Here is a 16,312-nt window from a genome sequence, read left to right on the forward strand (position 1 = left end):
CCCTTATCCCCAGAGAGCGCCACGTGTTCCCCAATCCCCACTCCCCTTGGATACAGCAAAAGCCACACTTAGGCTAGAGCAAGTTAATCTGTTTACAAAGCTGAAAACCCAACTTCCCGGTAATCAGCAGGGATACCCTATATTGCAGGATATTTCCTTAGAAGCATTCCAGGGCGATCGCATTGCCATTGTAGGCCCAGTTGGCGCTGGTAAAACTTCGTTACTGTACCTCCTCAACCGCCTAATTGAACCCACGAATGGTAAACTGTATCTAGAAAATCAAGAATATCGCCAAATTCCTGTCATTCAGCTACGCCAGATACTTGTACTTGTATTGCAAGAATCCAAGCTGTTGGGGATGACAGTTCAGCAAGCTTTGGCTTATCCTTTAGTTTTGCGTGGTTTACCCAAACAGACAATTCAGCAACGAGTCAATCACTGGATAGAACAATTGCACATTCCCAGTGAATGGTTAGGGCGAACAGAGGTACAACTTTCTGCTGGACAACGACAACTAATAGCGATCGCTCGTGCCTTAGTCATCCAGCCTAAAATATTATTATTAGACGAGCCAACCTCTGCCCTAGATGCTGGTACAGCCTCTCATCTAATGCAAGTCTTAACCCAGTTTAGTCAAACTCATCAAACCACGATTCTGATGGTAAATCACCAACTGGAACTAACCCAAATGTTTTGCACTCGGTTATTACACCTGCAACAAGGTCATTTATTCGCAAATCAAAGAGTTTCTGAGATAAACTGGGTTGAATTACGAGAAAGCTTAATTAAAGCAAAAGCTCAAGACTATTTTGGATTTTAAATTTTGGATGAGTCAGGAAACAGGAATCAGGAGTCGTTTTCTTGCTCCCCCTCACCCCAATGCCCTGTTTGCCCTGTTTGGCCCATTCACACTTGACTACTAGTAAGTGTTGAACGTTGATTACTAAATCTCTCTCTAGCTAACTTTGTTGTTTGTGACTGTGAAATATTGATATTCAAAATTTCCATGTTAAAACGGTATCCTACATTGCGGATAGTTTGAATCAAGTTGGGTTGCCGGGGATCAAGTTCAACCTTTTTCCGCAGCGACAAAACGTGAGTATCAATGGTCCGAGGGTTATCGATAGCGTCAGGCCAAGCACGACGCAGCAATTCCGACCTACTCAAAGGCACTCCCCCAGCTTGTGCCAAAACGTACAGCAAACTGAATTCTTGGGGCGTTAAGTCGATGAACTCCCCCTGGAAGCGGACGCGGCGCTGAACTAAATCGATTTGCAAAGTGCCATAATCCAAATAAGCTGGTGCACTAGGTGTACGCTTCCGGCGAATCAGTGCCTCTACCCGTGCCAAAAACTCTTGCATCCCAAAAGGTTTGCTCAGATAATCATCCGCACCCGCCTTTAAACCTGCGACGATATCACCTTCACTATTACGGGCAGATAGCATTAAAATAAGAGGTTGCTGCTGACGATGCAACCAACGACAAAACTCAATCCCGTCACCATCAGGCAGGTCTGCATCCAAGACTACCAGTGTTGGTTGATGGCTTAAAAATACTTCCCTTGCTTGATAAATACTGGCAGCTTGATGGACACGGTATTCCAGTTGTTGCAAGTGCCAACCCAACAACGACCTCAGATGGGGATTCCCCTCAATGATTTCTATACAAACCGAACCCACGGTGGCAAGATCCCTTAGCGTCGATGCCTTTCAAAGTAACAAGCCCATCTCTAAGGTTTTGTAGCCTTTGTTACTTCAATTGCTATTAGCTTTACATTTCCTCATAAAAAGCGTGGCAATATCTTTAATTTATGCCTTGTCAAAAGGCAATTAGAAATATTATTAAATTTTTATTAAGTTTATCAAAAGTGTTATAAAATTTATTAAAAGTTCTTTTAGCTTAATATTCTGCTTTCAGATGGGTGGAATGTGGCAAATATCTATAACCCAAACAGCTAGCCGTTACTACAACAGCTTTTTAACCTGATGGTGGAAGATTTTTTCGCAAAAATTTAGTGACCACATCCACGAACATAACACCAATATAATTGGGCTGTTAAGTGTGAAAATCAGAAAAATAACTTAGCAGATAACCAGAATCGATGTTTTCTGGAATAGGATTAAAGTAGCTTGTAGCTGCTATGAGGGTACTGCCCAAAGTAGATGTGTTGACTTTGAGTTGATGCCCAAGTGAAATTACAGTTCACATTTGAGCGTGAATAATTTACAATTCTCATTCCAAAGAGATTAATACAGCAGTTATGCTCCAAGACACACAAACCATCCGCTATTACCAAAGACTCACCGACGCCTTCGTCGAGTTATGGAATCGCGGTTATCGCACGGATGATATGCGGATGTATTTGGATGGATATCTAGCCGCACTGCGACATGGCAACATCATTGAACCTTTTCTGATTCATCGCTTAGAAGAGGAAGCCAGCCGCTACTTGTACGATGGATCAAATTTTGTAGTGCCGCAACCACAGCCACTACCCGATTACTACTAAGTACCATTTACCTGGCCATTGATAGTAACCGTTAATTACCGCAGATAATTATAGCATATTATCTGTATTCGTCAATGGGTTGCTGTGGTGTGAGATTTTGGAGATATTGTATTGAGAAAACGCATCCCCTCAGTCCTAAACTTGGTCTTGCCAATTCGACTGAGGGGATTTTTGACTAGCTCTGAAATCAATTCCAAGATAGATCAAGTATTTTTGTAAAAAACCTATTAAAAAACCCTTGAAAGGGGAGAGAAATAGTATCTCCCCTTTCAAGGACATTAAAAACGGCACATTGCCTTGATTGCGAAGTGCAAATTCAGCAGCATACCCTCTGGTTTGCGTAAAATTACGAGGCTAGTGCTACTTCTACCTTTTCCTGCAATTCACCTTTTTGGTACAGTTCAATCAAGATGTCAGAACCGCCAAGGAATTCACCATTGATATACACTTGGGGAATTGTCGGCCAGTTAGAGTATTCTTTAATTCCTTGACGGATTTCAGAGTCTGATAGAACATCAACTGTCTCGAAGGGAACTCCCAAGGTATTGAGAATCTGCACAACGTTGTTGGAGAAACCACATTGGGGCATTAACTTGTTTCCCTTCATGAAAACTAAAATCTTGTTCTGTTGTAGCAAGTTATCAATTTTCTCTTTGAGTTCTGGCGTCATGGTATTTGTGTTTCCTATGTTGCATTCAACGATGACGAGTGAGAAGTTAAAAATTCATAACTCCTAACTCCTAATTCCTAACTCTATGTTTACGAAGCTGGTATTGCTTGCCAAGTTTCGGGAGTATATGTTTTTACTGCCAAGGCATGAATCGCTTCAGTTGACATAGCTTGCCCCAAAGCACCATAAACTAACTGGTGCTGCTGCACGAGTCCCTTACCTGCAAAGTGCGATGAAACTACTGTTACCTGATAGTGGTCACCGCCACCAGTCAAGTCTTGCACCTGAACCTGGGCGTCTGGCAGTTCCGCCTTGATCATTGCCTCAACCTGCTGCGGACTAATCATCGCTATTCCTGAAAAAACTTACTTTTCTATTATTAACAGATATAGAGCAAATGCCTGTGCCAAGTTCAGGTTTTAGCACAGCTGGGGATAAACTGCCTCTGAGGTATATTTTTGAGAACGCTGGGTCAAACGGCAGATAATCCTATCTTAGCACTGAGGCGTTCCAAGGTGCTGCTCAGGGAGAGCAGGATGTGAAAGATGGGGGAGATGAGGAAAAACAGGCAACGCCAATTTAATTTATTTTTTTGGGGGTGGGGAAGATGAACCACTACTTTCTCTGGGATAGGGAGAATCTACAAAACCTAATTCAAACAACTGCTTATAGGCTTTCTTGCCTAAATCCCGCGTCGGATTTTGACTTTTAATTATTTGAATCAACAACGGTACAGCTAATTCTGGCTGATTTTGTGCCCGATGTACCAATGCTAGCTGAAAGGTCGCTTCATCTCGCTTTTGGGCTGTTACTAGAGCTTTTTGACGCTGAGAATCAGAAACTCTATTGTCAATTCCCGAAAAGCTAGCGTTTAACTCTTGATAAAAATTAGATAGCTGATTATAAACCTGTCGTGCTTCTAGCAGTTTCTTAGCAGCTAAGGGGTAGTTTTGAGCAGAAACGGCTTTTTCTGCCTCTTTCATGAGGCGATCGCCCCCTTCAATGCTCAAAAGGCTGCTACTTTGGGTTATGGGGCGAAGGTTATTGGGATCATTGGGGTCAATGGGTTGTGGTTGGCTGGTAGTGCCTGGTGACTGTGATACCTGAGCATTCACAGGTGATAGCAGGCTGAGGACTGCTATAACTGATAAAACAGTACGGTGCATCAAGGTAACAGCGGCAGCAGTGTTCATGGGATCAATTAGTGCGACAACTATATAAAAAAGTTATGGAAACTTCGGGTATCTTAACTCTGTTTTGGCCTTGGACAAAGCAAAGACACATCCTAAGTATCTCTGATTTAGGACTGAAAATCGGTTTAATAGAGTTCCCATTACCCTTGTATAGTAATTAACTTAAATCGTCGTAATCAGTGATACCAACACTGGACTGCGTTAACGTGTTAATTCCTTTGATTTTTCAATCATCGGTTTACTGGCAAGCAGCTTGGGAGTAGTTTCACAAGGCGGTGACGAAGCAGTTGATTTGAGAAAAGAATTTAGACTGCTTCAGCATCTGTCTGACTACCGACTTTCCTCGCCAATAATTATCTTAGGTTAACTGGGATATTTGGCAGAAAAATCTTCCCAAAGCACTGCTTGAACTAATTCACAAAGGCGTAGCCCGCCATAGGCATCGCACCAAACCACTTAAATATGGCGATGTCCCTAGTCCGCGCTTCCCAAAATTTTGTTTTTAACAGTCATGTTTACAAAATCAAGTAAAATCTAAAGACTTTCATTTAACTGTCTGACCAAATAGTAAGAATATTTCTTATCAACCAATTCAGTGTGCAGACAATTATTAGCTGTTTGCTTAAAAAAATGCCAATTTGGCTGAATATCCTGTCAAAAAAAGGTAATCTATATATGTGTACATCCTCAAAGGTTGCAAAATACCACTAATCTTTTGTGATTTCTTCAGGATGGATATAGCAGTTAGCAATTAGTGCCAAATTTTGAAAACGTACAGTTTCTGAATTATGTACGGTTAATGGTCAATGGTTAAGAGCTAGTCTTGGGACTTTTGACTAGATTAAGAATTAGTAATTTCTGCAAATGCGTGATTAGTGATTTTTGTTTCTTGATGGCTTAATTGTTGCAGTGCCTTTGCTAAATCAGCAGTCATGTTTTTGGCATCTTGTTTTATAGAGCCATGCATGTAATCCGCTACTCTGATTGGGGAGCCAATGTGAATACTCACATCTGTACCCCAATTTGGATAAGGTTGGCTGTAATTAATGCCTATAGGTATGATTTTCACTCCCAGCCCGGAATCACTAGATTCAGCACTTAAAGCAAGACGAGCAATTCCCGGCTTCAACTGGTGAACTTGGCCATCACGAAAAATGTTACCTTCTGGAAAGATGACCAGGGTTTTTTTCTGTTGAAGTAGCTCAACTCCATGTCGCAGCGTGCGGATTGACGGATGCTTAGAATTTACAGGAAACCCCCCCAAACGTCGGACAAACCAGCCTTGCAAACCTTGGCATTCGTCAATAGTCACCATGAACCGCAAGTCTTGTTCTTTCAGACAATCAGCCGTAGCGTAGGGTACAAGTAATGCATCCCAACGCGCCCGATGGGTAGGCGCGAGGATCACAGGCCCAGTTGTAGGGATATTTTTTTGTCCGGTTATTCTAATTTGCCCAAAGAATAATGGTAATAGGCAGTGACGCCCTAATAAATATGCCAGAGGACTTAACCAAGGAGAAACCCTTGAGGTAGTACCAGCCACCTCAGAATTTGCTGGTGGGCGCTGACAGGTTTCGGATGAAGAGTAAAATTCCATGATGACGGATGCAGCTGATTGACGGGTAAAAATTTAACGAAAAATTGATTAGTTACACCGTAGATTCTCTTGCGTGAGTTGTGTCCTACTAGATGGACAGTTTTACCTCTGTCCGTAGTTTACCCTACGCCGCCTAGTGGCAAACCAAGCCTGTAATTGCTGACGACAAGCTGACTCTAGAATGCCTCCGATTATTTGGAGACGGTGATTAGAAGCAGCGCTATCGGGTATGTTAATAACTGTACGAATTGCGCCAGTTTTTGTATCGTCTACTCCATATACAAGCAATCCTAGACGTGCTTGCAGAATAGCACCTGCACACATCGGGCAAGGTTCGAGAGTTACGTAAAGGGTGCATTCATTAAGATGCCAATTTTTTAAAGTTATTGCAGCTGTCTTCAGAGCGAGAATTTCCGCATGAGCGGTAGGATCTTTGTCGCGCTCTTTTCTGTTTTCTCCTTGTGCCAGCAATTTGCCAGCTGGATCAATGATAACAGCACCGACAGGGATTTCACCTGCATTACCTGCTGCTTTTGCTAATTCTAGTGCATAACTCATCCATTGTTGATGTATAAGATATTCCGTATACTTAGTTAGCATATTCTTATCAATAGGTGATGTGCAACTTAATATTCTGACCTCACTTCCATTCCTCTCTCTTAAAAGGAGGAGGCACTGCGTTGGGGAACCAGCGCAGTCTTCTCAAAATCAAAAATTGCCCAACATAGCATCACCAAGGCAAGCGTTGGGGGCTAATCCTATTTTTAAATAACGGACTGGGCTAGAAGGGAATCTAGTTGACTTTGTGTGTCTAGTTGATAGAGGTCATCACAGCCGCCAATGTGCTGGTTATTGATAAAAATTTGCGGTACACTACGGCGTCCGTTAGCGCGTTCTGCCATTTTAGCTCTGGCTGCTTCGTCGCCGTCGATTTTATATTCAGTAAAATTTACACCTTTCCACCACAGCAGCATTTTGGCACGAATGCAGTAAGGACAAGTTTGCCATGTGTAAAGTTCGACGTTGGCTTTGACTCGCTCTGGATGGCGATTTAAGAGAGGATTAAGAAAGTCCAGCATATTTTCTTAAGCAAGATTTTAACTATATCTCTAGCCTAGATCATTGCTGGCATTGCCTACTGCCTTGGGGCTGGAACCCACTTTTGGAAACCCTCTAAATGACTCCAGTAAGCCAAATATCCAGTCAATGCCCAAATTAGAGCGGCTACTATCAGCACAGCTACGCCAATTAACCGCCAAGTTCGGTTGGTTTTCCAATAGAGAGTTGGGGCTGCAAAAATACCACCTAATCCAGTTAAAATAAAGCCGATTCCCGATAAAAGCGGTTGCTTTGTCAAATTCAAGTTGATGATGCGGATACCCACTACGATCGCAACTACACCAGCAAAGAACCCGTAAATTGCTATTGTGAATAAATCCCAACCTTGAGCAAGGGCGATCGCAGCTGCAATAAACAAGATTCCAAATAAGACACTTGTTTCACCGAAGGCAATATTAAAGCTACCGATTACTGGCCAGGTGAGGCTCATGTGTAAACCAGTTGTTAGGGCGATCGCACCCGTAATTCCAAACCCAGGAATCCACTGTCTTTGATTAGAACTATCTATACCACTATATACATAGTAAGCCAGTAGAAATAACCCAGCTACCATATTGATCAACATTAGTGTGATGTAGTCGATAAACACGATTCACCCCTTAATTTGACAAGCTCTTTACTCTGCGCCTCATTTTTAAGTTTTTAATGAATTCACTAGCTTTTTTCTTTATTATTTTATACCTGAAGAGAGATACAGAAGAAAAAAATGTTTTAGATATACACTGCTACAAATTTGTACCAGTTCTTGATTTAGTTAATTTTGAACACGTTTTATACTGGAGTAGGATAAATGAAAAAGCAGGATGTCTTAAATGGTACTTTTCTAACAAGTTAGAAGTAAAACTTAACTTTCTTCCACGTGTATCCGCCCTTTGGTAGACTTGAAGACTGAAATAGCTACATAAAACGACGTAAATTCAAGCAGCTGAGAGGGCAAACTCTGTGGAAAATACACTTGGGTTAGAGATTATTGAAGTAGTAGAGCAAGCCGCGATCGCATCCGCAAAGTGGATGGGTAAAGGCGAAAAAAACATTGCTGACCAAGTAGCAGTGGAAGCTATGCGGGAGCGGATGAATAAAATCTATATGCGCGGTCGCATTGTGATTGGGGAAGGTGAACGCGACGACGCGCCGATGTTATACATCGGGGAAGAAGTTGGTATTTGTACTCAACCAAATGCCGAAGCTCTCTGTAACCCCGATGAACTAATTGAAATTGACATCGCCGTTGACCCCTGTGAAGGTACGAACTTGGTAGCTTATGGACAACCTGGTTCGATGGCTGTGTTGGCGATTTCTGAAAAGGGTGGATTATTTGCTGCTCCTGACTTTTACATGAAGAAGTTAGCAGCACCTCCCGCAGCTAAGGGCAAGGTAGACATCAACAAGTCAGCCACGGAAAACCTGAAGATTCTCTCTGAGGTTTTAGACCGGGGTATTGATGAACTTGTAGTAGTAGTCATGAAGCGCGAACGCCATAACGATTTAATTAAAGAAATCCGTGAGGCTGGAGCGAGAGTCGCCCTAATTTCAGATGGTGATGTGGGTGCAGCTATAAGCTGTGGTTTTGCTGGAACTAATATCCACGCACTGATGGGTATCGGTGCGGCTCCTGAAGGTGTAATCTCGGCAGCAGCAATGCGTGCTTTGGGCGGACACTTCCAAGGTCAACTGATTTACGATCCAGCAGTCGTAAAAACAGGTCTGATTGGAGAAAGCAAAGAAGCTAACCTTGATCGCTTAAAGTCTATGAATATCAATGACCCCGATAAGGTCTATGATGCTCATGAACTAGCATCTGGTAAAACTATTCTGTTTGCTGCTAGCGGCATTACCAGTGGTAATCTCATGCAAGGTGTACGTTTCTTCAAGGACGGGGCGAGAACTCAAAGCTTGGTTATTTCCAACCAGTCGAAAACTGCTCGATTTGTTGACACAATTCACTTGTTTGGTGAACCAAAAGTTCTCCAACTGAACTAATTTTTAGGGAATGGGGAATGTAAAAGTAAAGATAAAGCATTTGGAAATAAATCTTTCTATAAAACGGAAAAATATTCACCCAAATGCTTCATCCTTACACTAGTTAGTAGTTAGTATTTAGTGATTAGTTATTGTTTATTGATTGGAAAAACTATCAACCAATAAACAAAAATTTCCCATTCCCTATTTCTCACTCAATGCCCGATTGCCAACTACCAATTAGTAACTACGATTTAGCAAATGAATATAGCAGTGGTGGGGTTAAGCCATAAAACAGCCCCAGTAGAAGTCCGGGAAAAACTAAGCATTCCAGAACCACAAATTGAAAGTGCGATCGCTCATCTGGTCAGCTATCCCCATATTGATGAAGTTGCAATTCTTAGCACTTGTAACCGTTTAGAAATCTACATTGTTACCAGTGAAGCAGACCAAGGTATTCGAGAAGTAACTCAGTTTCTTGCAGAATACAGCAAATTGCCCGCGCTTTCTCTGCGACGACACCTGTTTATGCTGCTGCATGGTGATGCAGTAATGCATGTCATGCGAGTAGCGGGTGGTTTAGATAGTCTGGTACTTGGAGAAGGTCAAATTCTGGCTCAGGTGAAGACTACTCACAAACTGGGGCAGCAATATAACGGTATAAAAACCATTTTGAATCGATTATTTAAACAAGCGTTGACAGCTGGTAAGCGGGTTCGCACTGAAACTAGTATTGGTACTGGCGCTGTCTCTATTAGTTCGGCAGCTGTAGAATTAGCGCAGATAAAAGTGGCAAATTTTGCTGCTTGTCGAGTAGTAATTCTGGGTGCTGGTAAAATGTCGCGGCTGCTCGTGCAACACCTACTTTCTAAAGGTGCTGTGCAAATTAGTATTGTAAATCGCTCTCGTGAACGTGCCCAAGAATTAGCGAAGCAGTTCCCTCAACAACCTATCCAAATTCATCCACTATCGGAAATGATGGCAGTAATTGCCGATAGCGATTTAGTGTTTACAAGTACTTCGGCAACAGAGCCGATACTTGACCGAGCGAAATTGGAAATGGTTTTAGAAGTTCAGCGCTCTCTGATGTTATTTGATATTTCTGTGCCGCGTAATGTTCATGCGGATGTGAATGAACTGGCAAATGTGCAGGCGTTTAATGTGGATGATTTGAAGGCAGTAGTAGCACAAAACTACGAAAGCCGTCGGAAGATTGCACAGGAAGCAGAGCGACTTTTAGAAGAAGAAGTGGAAGCCTTTGATATTTGGTGGCGTAGTCTAGAAACTGTTACCACTATTAGCTGTCTGCGGAATAAAATCGAAACCATCCGTGAACAAGAATTAGAAAAAGCTTTGTCGAGATTAGGTTCCGAATTCGCTGAAAAACATCAAGAAGTGATTGAAGCATTAACACGGGGAATTGTCAATAAAATTTTACATGACCCGATGGTACAGTTGCGATCGCAGCAAGATGTTGAAGCTAGACGGCACTGTATGCAAACTCTGCAAATGCTGTTCAACCTGGATGCAGGGGAGCAGTTTAGTTAAACTGAACAACAAAATCCCCGACAACTTTTACGAAGTTGGGGATCTGAGCTTTTTAATTAGATATACTTCTAATTAGATAGATGTCTAATTAAAAGTGAGTTATGCAACCAGAGCAATTTAACATCTTATTGCGCTTTTTCAAGGCATTAGCAGACGATAGTCGTTTGAAGATTGTAGGTATTTTGGCGAATCAGGAGTGTAGCGTCGAAGAATTGGCGGTGCTACTGCAACTCAAGGAACCGACGATATCCCATCATTTAGCGAAACTTAAGGAGCTAAATTTGGTAACTGTGCGCCCTGAGGGTAATAGCCGTCTGTACCAATTGGATAGCGAGGCTTTGCAAAGCATCAGTAAGGAAATTTTCACACTTGAGAAAATAGGATCTTTGATTGAGGATGTGGATACTGAGGCTTGGGAAAGCAAAGTATTGAAAAACTATTTTGAGGGCGAATGTCTCAAAGAAATCCCCGCTAGCCGCAAAAAGCGTCTAGTTATTCTCAAGTGGTTAGCAAACCAGTTTGAAGTGGGAGTAAACTACCCTGAACGCCTGGTAAATGACATTCTCAAACGCTACCATCCTGATTGCGCTACCCTACGACGAGAGCTGATTGCTTCCCAGTTAATGCAGCGAGAGAATGGGGTTTATTGGCGGACAACATAGATATGAAAGATGTTTCACAAGAGTTGTTCTGGGTTAATTCCCCGTTCTTGCAGTCGTGTCAATAAATCTTGATATCGTTGGCGTTCTTCCTCCAGTTGTTGGAGAGCTATTTCTTTGGCTTGACGTTCTTGTTCAGCACGTTGGCGTTCTTGTGTACGTATTTGGTCAAGCTCAACGGGTGTAAGAAATTTATATCCATCAAGGCGATATATTTCTAGAGTTTGTGGAGTAAGTTCAAAGCGGATTCCCAGACGGGGACTTATCCACCCATGAATCTGGTTAATTTCTTGCAACCAATCTTCTGAGCGCACAAACCCAGTTAATTCATTTCGGTCTGGGTCGTAAATATAATATTCTTCAACTCCATAGCGTTGATAAAACAGGAGTTTCTTTGCCATTTCTTTAGTTGTATTACCAGGAGATAATATTTCAAATACCACCTGTGGCGGAATGTTCTCTTCTTCAAATTGCTTGTAAGAACCCCTATCTACCTTGGGTCTACCAAACACTATCAAAGTATCAGGTGCTTGTTTGATGTTAGGATTGCCTTCAACTGGATACCAAAATAAATCTCCAGCAATGAATACATCTGATTGCGATGCAAATAAAATTTCTAAATTTTCTTTAATAGTTACTATCCAGCGAAATTGCTTGGTATTATCCGCCATTGGTTGTCCGTCGCTTTCGGGGTAGATGACCTCAGATGCGGTGTTGGGAGTGATTACCATAATGTTACGCCTCCACTCTTGGGCTTTCTCATAGTTTAGGACGGTTCCAAGTGATAATGCGATCGCAAATATGATCAATTAGTCTCGGATTCACCCCAGCGGCTGATTTATCCAACAAAATTAGCTTGGAATTGTTTAGCGAGTAGCTACCAAAGTTCTTCACTAAATTTGTGTTTCTTCCTCGGTGAAGATAGGAGGCCACAATTCAGTAACGGGCAATTCCCAACCGGGAAAAAGTTCTGGTATAGTTAAAATCTCACCATTTTCTAAAAAGGAATATATTTTAATTGACCAATATCACTATCATGTGATGCAGTATCTAAAAACTGCGGAAAGTCAATGGTCATTTACTGAACTAAAACATGAGTCTGCAACTTTATCCCTCTTCTGTCACTTTCCGGGTATTCTGAATAAAAGAAGAAAAAAAGAAAACCCTGAAAGGTAAGTGGAGCAATGGATGTAGAGTTACAAATCCTGAAACATTTAGCAAGAGATGCTCACCCAACAGTTGCCATCATAGATGAATATTGTGCAGAGTATAAAGACCTATTCAAGGAAGTAAGAAATTATGAGTGCTTCAAATATTTACACTTGGGAATCGTATCAACGATAAAAAGAAAATCATTACCAGAGATAGCGAAGGTAGTAAGTATAAACTCAGCCCAGTCATTACATCATTTTCTAGCGAATTCAAATTGGTCAGTAGATGAATTAGAACAACGAAGATTAAATAAACGTAAAGATTGCATTGAAGGGTCAGGCAATTACAGTAGTAATAGATGAAACCGGAGATAGAAAAAAAGGTAAAAAAACTGGGGCAAGTGCTAGACAATATTTAGGAAGCGTGGGAAAAATAGATAATGGAAACGTTTGCAGTCAATGCTTATGGACTTTACTCTAATATAACTTTTCCTTTAAGTGTAAAAATATTCAAACCAAAAGGGACGCTAAAAGAAGAAGATAAATATAAAAGTAAAATATAATTAGCATCAGAAATTATTACAGAGCTAATTGAATCAGGGTTCAATATTGAATTAGTACTGGCTGATAGTTTATATGGTGAAAGTAGCCAATTTATTAAAAAACTAGCTGAATATAACTTAGGTTATGTGGTGTCGATTAGAAGTAATCATGGAGTCTGGCTACCAGCAGGACAAAGCGTTAGGGCAAATAAGTGGTGTAAATTTGAGAGAATATTTAGCAATCAAAAATCGGAGATAAGATATATTAGGGAAATAATTTATGGTAAAAAAAGAGCCATAACTTACTGGGAAATAACTACTGAGCCAGAGACCATGCCGGAAAATTCTACCTCCTTCGTGATGACGAATCTGCAAGGTAATCTCAAGAAAATCTTAGGTGACTTATATGGATTAAGAACCTGGGTAGAATATGGGTTTCGACAGTGTAAACAGGAACTAGGTTGGACAGATTACCGTTTTACTAATTTCCAACATATTGAGAGGTGGTGGAAGATTATTTTTTGTGTTTACACGATGATTAGTTTAAATTCTCCAGTCTTCTTAAGCTTAAATCAATCTCCTCCACTTGAAACTGAGGTACAAGAAAATAGTAATGTGGATTTTTCTAATCATCCGCAATGGAACCATAAATCTGGATGGAAAAATACTTTAAATAATCTGCGTCTCATTATTCAACCACTATTATTATTTTGGTTAATTTATCCCTGGTTAAGTATTTTCCCTAATTCACATTTATTGCTGGGATTCAATCATTTAATTGCTGCAATGAATCAATTTAAACCCTCTTATGCTTCTGGATGATTTAGCTTATTTACTACTTGCTTACTCCGGAGAGTGACAGAAGAGGGATACAATAAAATCAGCATTAGCAGCTAAAGCCACAGCGATAATTTTCACATCATCTTGGTCACGCAATTGTGGTACATCTACAGGAGTAACTGGACTTAATTGTACTAATTGTCGTGTCCTAGAAACTAAAATCTGCACCGTTGCTCCTAGAAACTGGATTTTAGACTGAAGCTTACTTCTTGCCAATGAGCTTTCTAGTTCACTCAATAAATCTTCAGAAGCAAAGATGGTAATTTGTTGATTTGCTGCCATGATTATTAGCTGTCCGGGAATACCTCCCCATAACCATCCTGAAACCCAGACATTGGTATCCAGTACAACCCTCACTCTTTAAACGTTTTTTCCCGTCGCACTTCCTTTACTATCTTGCCAATTTCTTCAAGAGTAGGTTGATTGGGGTCAGGGCCTAATTCCTCAATTCGGCGAAACCATTCTTTTATGTCTAACTCTTTCTGTATTTTTTTTAAAACAATAGAGTTTTGTATCAGAAAACCTGATATTCATCGCCAGGACGAAGTTGTGCTTTTATTTCATCTGGCAGTTCTATTTCACCTTTTGGCATTACTTTGATCACAAAATCCATAATAGTTCGATTAATGACAGAGTTGTTTCAATACTAGCCAAAATACAACAATCTCACGCCCAGACACCAAAACACAGAAAAAAACTTTGCGCCTTCGCGCCTTTGCGTGAGATTCATTAAATTCTTACCCTTCAATCGCCCACCTTACTTTAACCATCGCGCCGCATCTTTGGCATGATAAGTCAAAATCAAGTCTGCGCCAGCCCGTTTAAACCCAGTTAAAGTTTCCATAACCACCCGCTCCTCATCAATCCAACCGTTGAGAGCCGCAGCTTTCACCATCGCATACTCACCAGAAACATTGTAAGCTGCAACTGGCAAGTTACTCGCTTCCTTCACCCGCCAGATAATGTCCATGTATGCCAAAGCTGGCTTAACCATGAGCATATCAGCACCTTCAGCGATATCCAATTCAATCTCTTTAATTGCTTCCCTGGCGTTACCTGGGTCCATTTGATAAGTTCTTCTGTCCCCAAATTGCGGTGTCGAGTCTGCTGCATCCCGAAATGGGCCATAATAACCCGACGCATACTTAGCAGCATAAGACAAAATCGGCGTATCTTGAAATCCGGCTTCATCCAAACCCACACGAATTGCCTGGACGAAGCCATCCATCATTCCCGAAGGCGCGATGATATCGGCACCGGCTTTCGCTTGAGAAACTGCTGTTTTCTTCAACAATTCCAGAGTTGGGTCATTTAAAACTCGTCCTGTTAAATCACCAACTTGCAGATAACCACAATGACCATGACTGGTGTACTCACACAAACAAGTATCAGCAATTACAATCAAATCTGGCACTGCTGCTTTTACCGCCGTCGCTGCTTTTTGGACGATACCGCAATCATGCCAAGCGCCAGTGGCATCCACATCTTTATCAGCTGGAATACCAAATAGAATAATCGAAGGAATTCCTAAGTCGTAAACTTCTTTTGCTTCTTCGACAATTTTATCTACCGAAAGTTGGTAGACTCCGGGCATCGATTTCACTTCATTAGCGATTCCCTCACCTGGTACGGCAAATAGTGGGTAAATTAAATCGCTTGTTGTCAAAACAGTTTCACGAACCATCCGGCGCAGTTGGGGATGGGTACGCAGACGACGGGGGCGATGTATAGGAAACATAAAATTTTATGATGAAAAACAACGCAAATGGACACAAAACAAAGCGTCACAAAAGCAGGCTAAAACTTTCCTGCCGTCAGACAGACTACAAACAGTGCTTAACTGTCTTTTGCCCTACTCTTAATCAAGCTGTGGGGCAATTTTGTATTTTACAGCTTGCTTGCATTTATCCGACGGACTAGAAAAAAAACAACATACTAAGCAATTCACGCATTCAAAATTCACGCATTCAAAATGGTAAGACCCTCTGTTGGTAAAAATCCTGGCTATCTGGTCTAGAGCAAACTCAAGGCACAACAGCTTAATAGAAAATAACTCACAATTACCAATGCCCCATGCCCTGTTTGGCCAATGCCCAATGTTAATTTCTGCTAAATAAATCGGAAAATGTAGGGATAACGGAAGGGTATATCAGGATTGCTGAAAACTCCGACGAGCGCCCAAATTGTTAATCCCCAGTGCAATAGATATCCCAGACCGGCTAGTGGCCCCAGCAATAATAGAGGTAACACCAACCAACCGAATAGAAAAAACAGTACTGCCAGAATTGCTCCATAAAACCAGACATTAAAGTGGAAATTGATGGATTCTTTGGCGTTTTCTTTAACAACAGGATCATCAGATACCAGCAATATGGCAATAGGTATACCTACAGATACCAACGTTGTGCTGAAAAAAATCGCTCCATGAGACAAGGCAGATAGAAGCTTTCGCTTGTCTGTGTCGTACATTCCTTTCTCCTATTTAGTTAGCTTGTTGATTATATTACGACCCTATCACGAGCAT

The 16,312-nt window shown here is 41.4% G+C and carries 17 protein-coding genes and 2 pseudogenes; 6 read left to right on the forward strand and 13 right to left on the reverse strand.

The window, feature by feature from the left end:
- Positions 1-46 precede the first annotated feature (46 nt).
- On the forward strand, positions 47-820 hold the full coding sequence (locus Q0541_RS27715) for an ATP-binding cassette domain-containing protein (RefSeq protein WP_298918930.1): 774 nt from the start codon (positions 47-49) through the stop codon (positions 818-820).
- Between the two features lie 86 nt (positions 821-906).
- Here the strand turns inward: Q0541_RS27715 and Q0541_RS27720 are convergent, their stop codons facing one another.
- Positions 907-1,680 carry a response regulator transcription factor gene (locus Q0541_RS27720; RefSeq protein ID WP_298918827.1) on the reverse strand — a complete coding sequence of 258 codons (774 nt, stop codon included), beginning with the start codon at positions 1,678-1,680 and terminating at the stop codon, positions 907-909.
- 581 nt (positions 1,681-2,261) lie between these two features.
- Here Q0541_RS27720 and Q0541_RS27725 point away from each other — a divergent pair.
- Positions 2,262-2,510 (forward strand): DUF6761 family protein, encoded by a 249-nt coding sequence (locus Q0541_RS27725; protein WP_298918830.1) that lies wholly within the window; start codon positions 2,262-2,264, stop codon positions 2,508-2,510.
- Between the two features lie 346 nt (positions 2,511-2,856).
- On the opposite strand, the gene grxD is transcribed toward Q0541_RS27725, so the two are convergent.
- The 7 genes from grxD to Q0541_RS27760 all read right to left on the reverse strand — a co-directional run bounded on the left by grxD (position 2,857) and on the right by Q0541_RS27760 (position 7,678).
- Positions 2,857-3,180 (reverse strand): Grx4 family monothiol glutaredoxin, encoded by a 324-nt coding sequence (gene grxD / locus Q0541_RS27730; RefSeq protein ID WP_298918833.1) that lies wholly within the window; start codon positions 3,178-3,180, stop codon positions 2,857-2,859.
- Between the two features lie 89 nt (positions 3,181-3,269).
- Positions 3,270-3,527 carry a BolA family protein gene (locus Q0541_RS27735; RefSeq protein ID WP_298918841.1) on the reverse strand — a complete coding sequence of 86 codons (258 nt, stop codon included), beginning with the start codon at positions 3,525-3,527 and terminating at the stop codon, positions 3,270-3,272.
- A gap of 237 nt (positions 3,528-3,764) precedes the next feature.
- Positions 3,765-4,373: a hypothetical protein gene (locus Q0541_RS27740; protein ID WP_298918844.1), complete on the reverse strand. Its 609-nt coding sequence runs from the start codon at positions 4,371-4,373 to the stop codon at positions 3,765-3,767.
- A gap of 841 nt (positions 4,374-5,214) precedes the next feature.
- Entirely contained in the window at positions 5,215-5,970 is a 756-nt protein-coding gene (locus Q0541_RS27745) for a 1-acyl-sn-glycerol-3-phosphate acyltransferase (RefSeq protein WP_298918847.1), read from the reverse strand.
- 102 nt (positions 5,971-6,072) lie between these two features.
- The gene (tadA, locus tag Q0541_RS27750) at positions 6,073-6,570 is read right to left on the reverse strand and encodes a tRNA adenosine(34) deaminase TadA (RefSeq protein WP_298918850.1); all 498 of its coding nucleotides are present in this window, start codon (positions 6,568-6,570) and stop codon (positions 6,073-6,075) included.
- Between the two features lie 164 nt (positions 6,571-6,734).
- On the reverse strand, positions 6,735-7,049 hold the full coding sequence (gene grxC, locus Q0541_RS27755) for a glutaredoxin 3 (protein WP_298918853.1): 315 nt from the start codon (positions 7,047-7,049) through the stop codon (positions 6,735-6,737).
- A 56-nt stretch (positions 7,050-7,105) separates the two neighbouring features.
- The gene (locus Q0541_RS27760; RefSeq protein WP_298918856.1) at positions 7,106-7,678 is read right to left on the reverse strand and encodes a DUF981 family protein; all 573 of its coding nucleotides are present in this window, start codon (positions 7,676-7,678) and stop codon (positions 7,106-7,108) included.
- A 353-nt stretch (positions 7,679-8,031) separates the two neighbouring features.
- Between Q0541_RS27760 and glpX the strand changes: the two genes are divergently transcribed.
- The 3 genes from glpX to Q0541_RS27775 all read left to right on the forward strand — a co-directional run bounded on the left by glpX (position 8,032) and on the right by Q0541_RS27775 (position 11,258).
- Positions 8,032-9,069 carry a class II fructose-bisphosphatase gene (gene glpX / locus Q0541_RS27765; protein WP_298918859.1) on the forward strand — a complete coding sequence of 346 codons (1,038 nt, stop codon included), beginning with the start codon at positions 8,032-8,034 and terminating at the stop codon, positions 9,067-9,069.
- Positions 9,070-9,309: 240 nt separating this feature from the next.
- On the forward strand, positions 9,310-10,596 hold the full coding sequence (locus Q0541_RS27770) for a glutamyl-tRNA reductase (RefSeq protein WP_298918862.1): 1,287 nt from the start codon (positions 9,310-9,312) through the stop codon (positions 10,594-10,596).
- Between the two features lie 101 nt (positions 10,597-10,697).
- Positions 10,698-11,258: a metalloregulator ArsR/SmtB family transcription factor gene (locus Q0541_RS27775; RefSeq protein ID WP_298918865.1), complete on the forward strand. Its 561-nt coding sequence runs from the start codon at positions 10,698-10,700 to the stop codon at positions 11,256-11,258.
- Positions 11,259-11,272: 14 nt separating this feature from the next.
- Here Q0541_RS27775 and Q0541_RS27780 read toward each other — a convergent pair whose 3' ends face one another.
- Positions 11,273-11,986 (reverse strand): Uma2 family endonuclease, encoded by a 714-nt coding sequence (locus Q0541_RS27780; protein ID WP_298918868.1) that lies wholly within the window; start codon positions 11,984-11,986, stop codon positions 11,273-11,275.
- A gap of 40 nt (positions 11,987-12,026) precedes the next feature.
- Positions 12,027-12,125 (reverse strand): annotated as a pseudogene (locus Q0541_RS27785) (ABC transporter ATP-binding protein); the annotation flags it as partial.
- Between the two features lie 314 nt (positions 12,126-12,439).
- Here Q0541_RS27785 and Q0541_RS27790 point away from each other — a divergent pair.
- Positions 12,440-13,770: pseudogene (locus Q0541_RS27790) on the forward strand (IS701 family transposase).
- Positions 13,771-13,791: 21 nt separating this feature from the next.
- Here Q0541_RS27790 and Q0541_RS27795 read toward each other — a convergent pair.
- The 3 genes from Q0541_RS27795 to Q0541_RS27805 all read right to left on the reverse strand — a co-directional run bounded on the left by Q0541_RS27795 (position 13,792) and on the right by Q0541_RS27805 (position 16,257).
- A complete protein-coding gene (locus tag Q0541_RS27795) occupies positions 13,792-14,145 on the reverse strand; it encodes a putative toxin-antitoxin system toxin component, PIN family (protein WP_298918871.1) in 354 nt (117 codons plus the stop codon).
- Positions 14,146-14,545: 400 nt separating this feature from the next.
- Complete coding sequence (hemB, locus tag Q0541_RS27800; RefSeq protein WP_273763867.1) at positions 14,546-15,526, reverse strand: porphobilinogen synthase; 981 nt, start codon at positions 15,524-15,526, stop codon at positions 14,546-14,548.
- Positions 15,527-15,897: 371 nt separating this feature from the next.
- Entirely contained in the window at positions 15,898-16,257 is a 360-nt protein-coding gene (locus Q0541_RS27805; protein ID WP_298918876.1) for a DUF4870 domain-containing protein, read from the reverse strand.
- Positions 16,258-16,312: the final 55 nt, after the last annotated feature.

The organism is uncultured Nostoc sp., assembly GCF_937863485.1.
Lineage (GTDB): Bacteria > Cyanobacteriota > Cyanobacteriia > Cyanobacteriales > Nostocaceae > Nostoc.

Bases quoted from the DNA above. Each gene is read 5' to 3' on its own strand.
- Q0541_RS27725 (WP_298918830.1), top strand. From the start codon at position 2,262: ATGCTCCAAGACACACAAACCATCCGCTATTACCAAAGACTCACCGAC.
- grxD (WP_298918833.1), bottom strand. From the start codon at position 3,180: ATGACGCCAGAACTCAAAGAGAAAATTGATAACTTGCTACAACAGAAC.
- Q0541_RS27735 (WP_298918841.1), bottom strand. From the start codon at position 3,527: ATGATTAGTCCGCAGCAGGTTGAGGCAATGATCAAGGCGGAACTGCCA.
- Q0541_RS27740 (WP_298918844.1), bottom strand. From the start codon at position 4,373: ATGAACACTGCTGCCGCTGTTACCTTGATGCACCGTACTGTTTTATCA.
- Q0541_RS27745 (WP_298918847.1), bottom strand. From the start codon at position 5,970: ATGGAATTTTACTCTTCATCCGAAACCTGTCAGCGCCCACCAGCAAAT.
- tadA (WP_298918850.1), bottom strand. From the start codon at position 6,570: ATGCTAACTAAGTATACGGAATATCTTATACATCAACAATGGATGAGT.
- grxC (WP_298918853.1), bottom strand. From the start codon at position 7,049: ATGCTGGACTTTCTTAATCCTCTCTTAAATCGCCATCCAGAGCGAGTC.
- Q0541_RS27770 (WP_298918862.1), top strand. From the start codon at position 9,310: ATGAATATAGCAGTGGTGGGGTTAAGCCATAAAACAGCCCCAGTAGAA.
- Q0541_RS27775 (WP_298918865.1), top strand. From the start codon at position 10,698: ATGCAACCAGAGCAATTTAACATCTTATTGCGCTTTTTCAAGGCATTA.
- Q0541_RS27780 (WP_298918868.1), bottom strand. From the start codon at position 11,986: ATGGTAATCACTCCCAACACCGCATCTGAGGTCATCTACCCCGAAAGC.
- hemB (WP_273763867.1), bottom strand. From the start codon at position 15,526: ATGTTTCCTATACATCGCCCCCGTCGTCTGCGTACCCATCCCCAACTG.
- Q0541_RS27805 (WP_298918876.1), bottom strand. From the start codon at position 16,257: ATGTACGACACAGACAAGCGAAAGCTTCTATCTGCCTTGTCTCATGGA.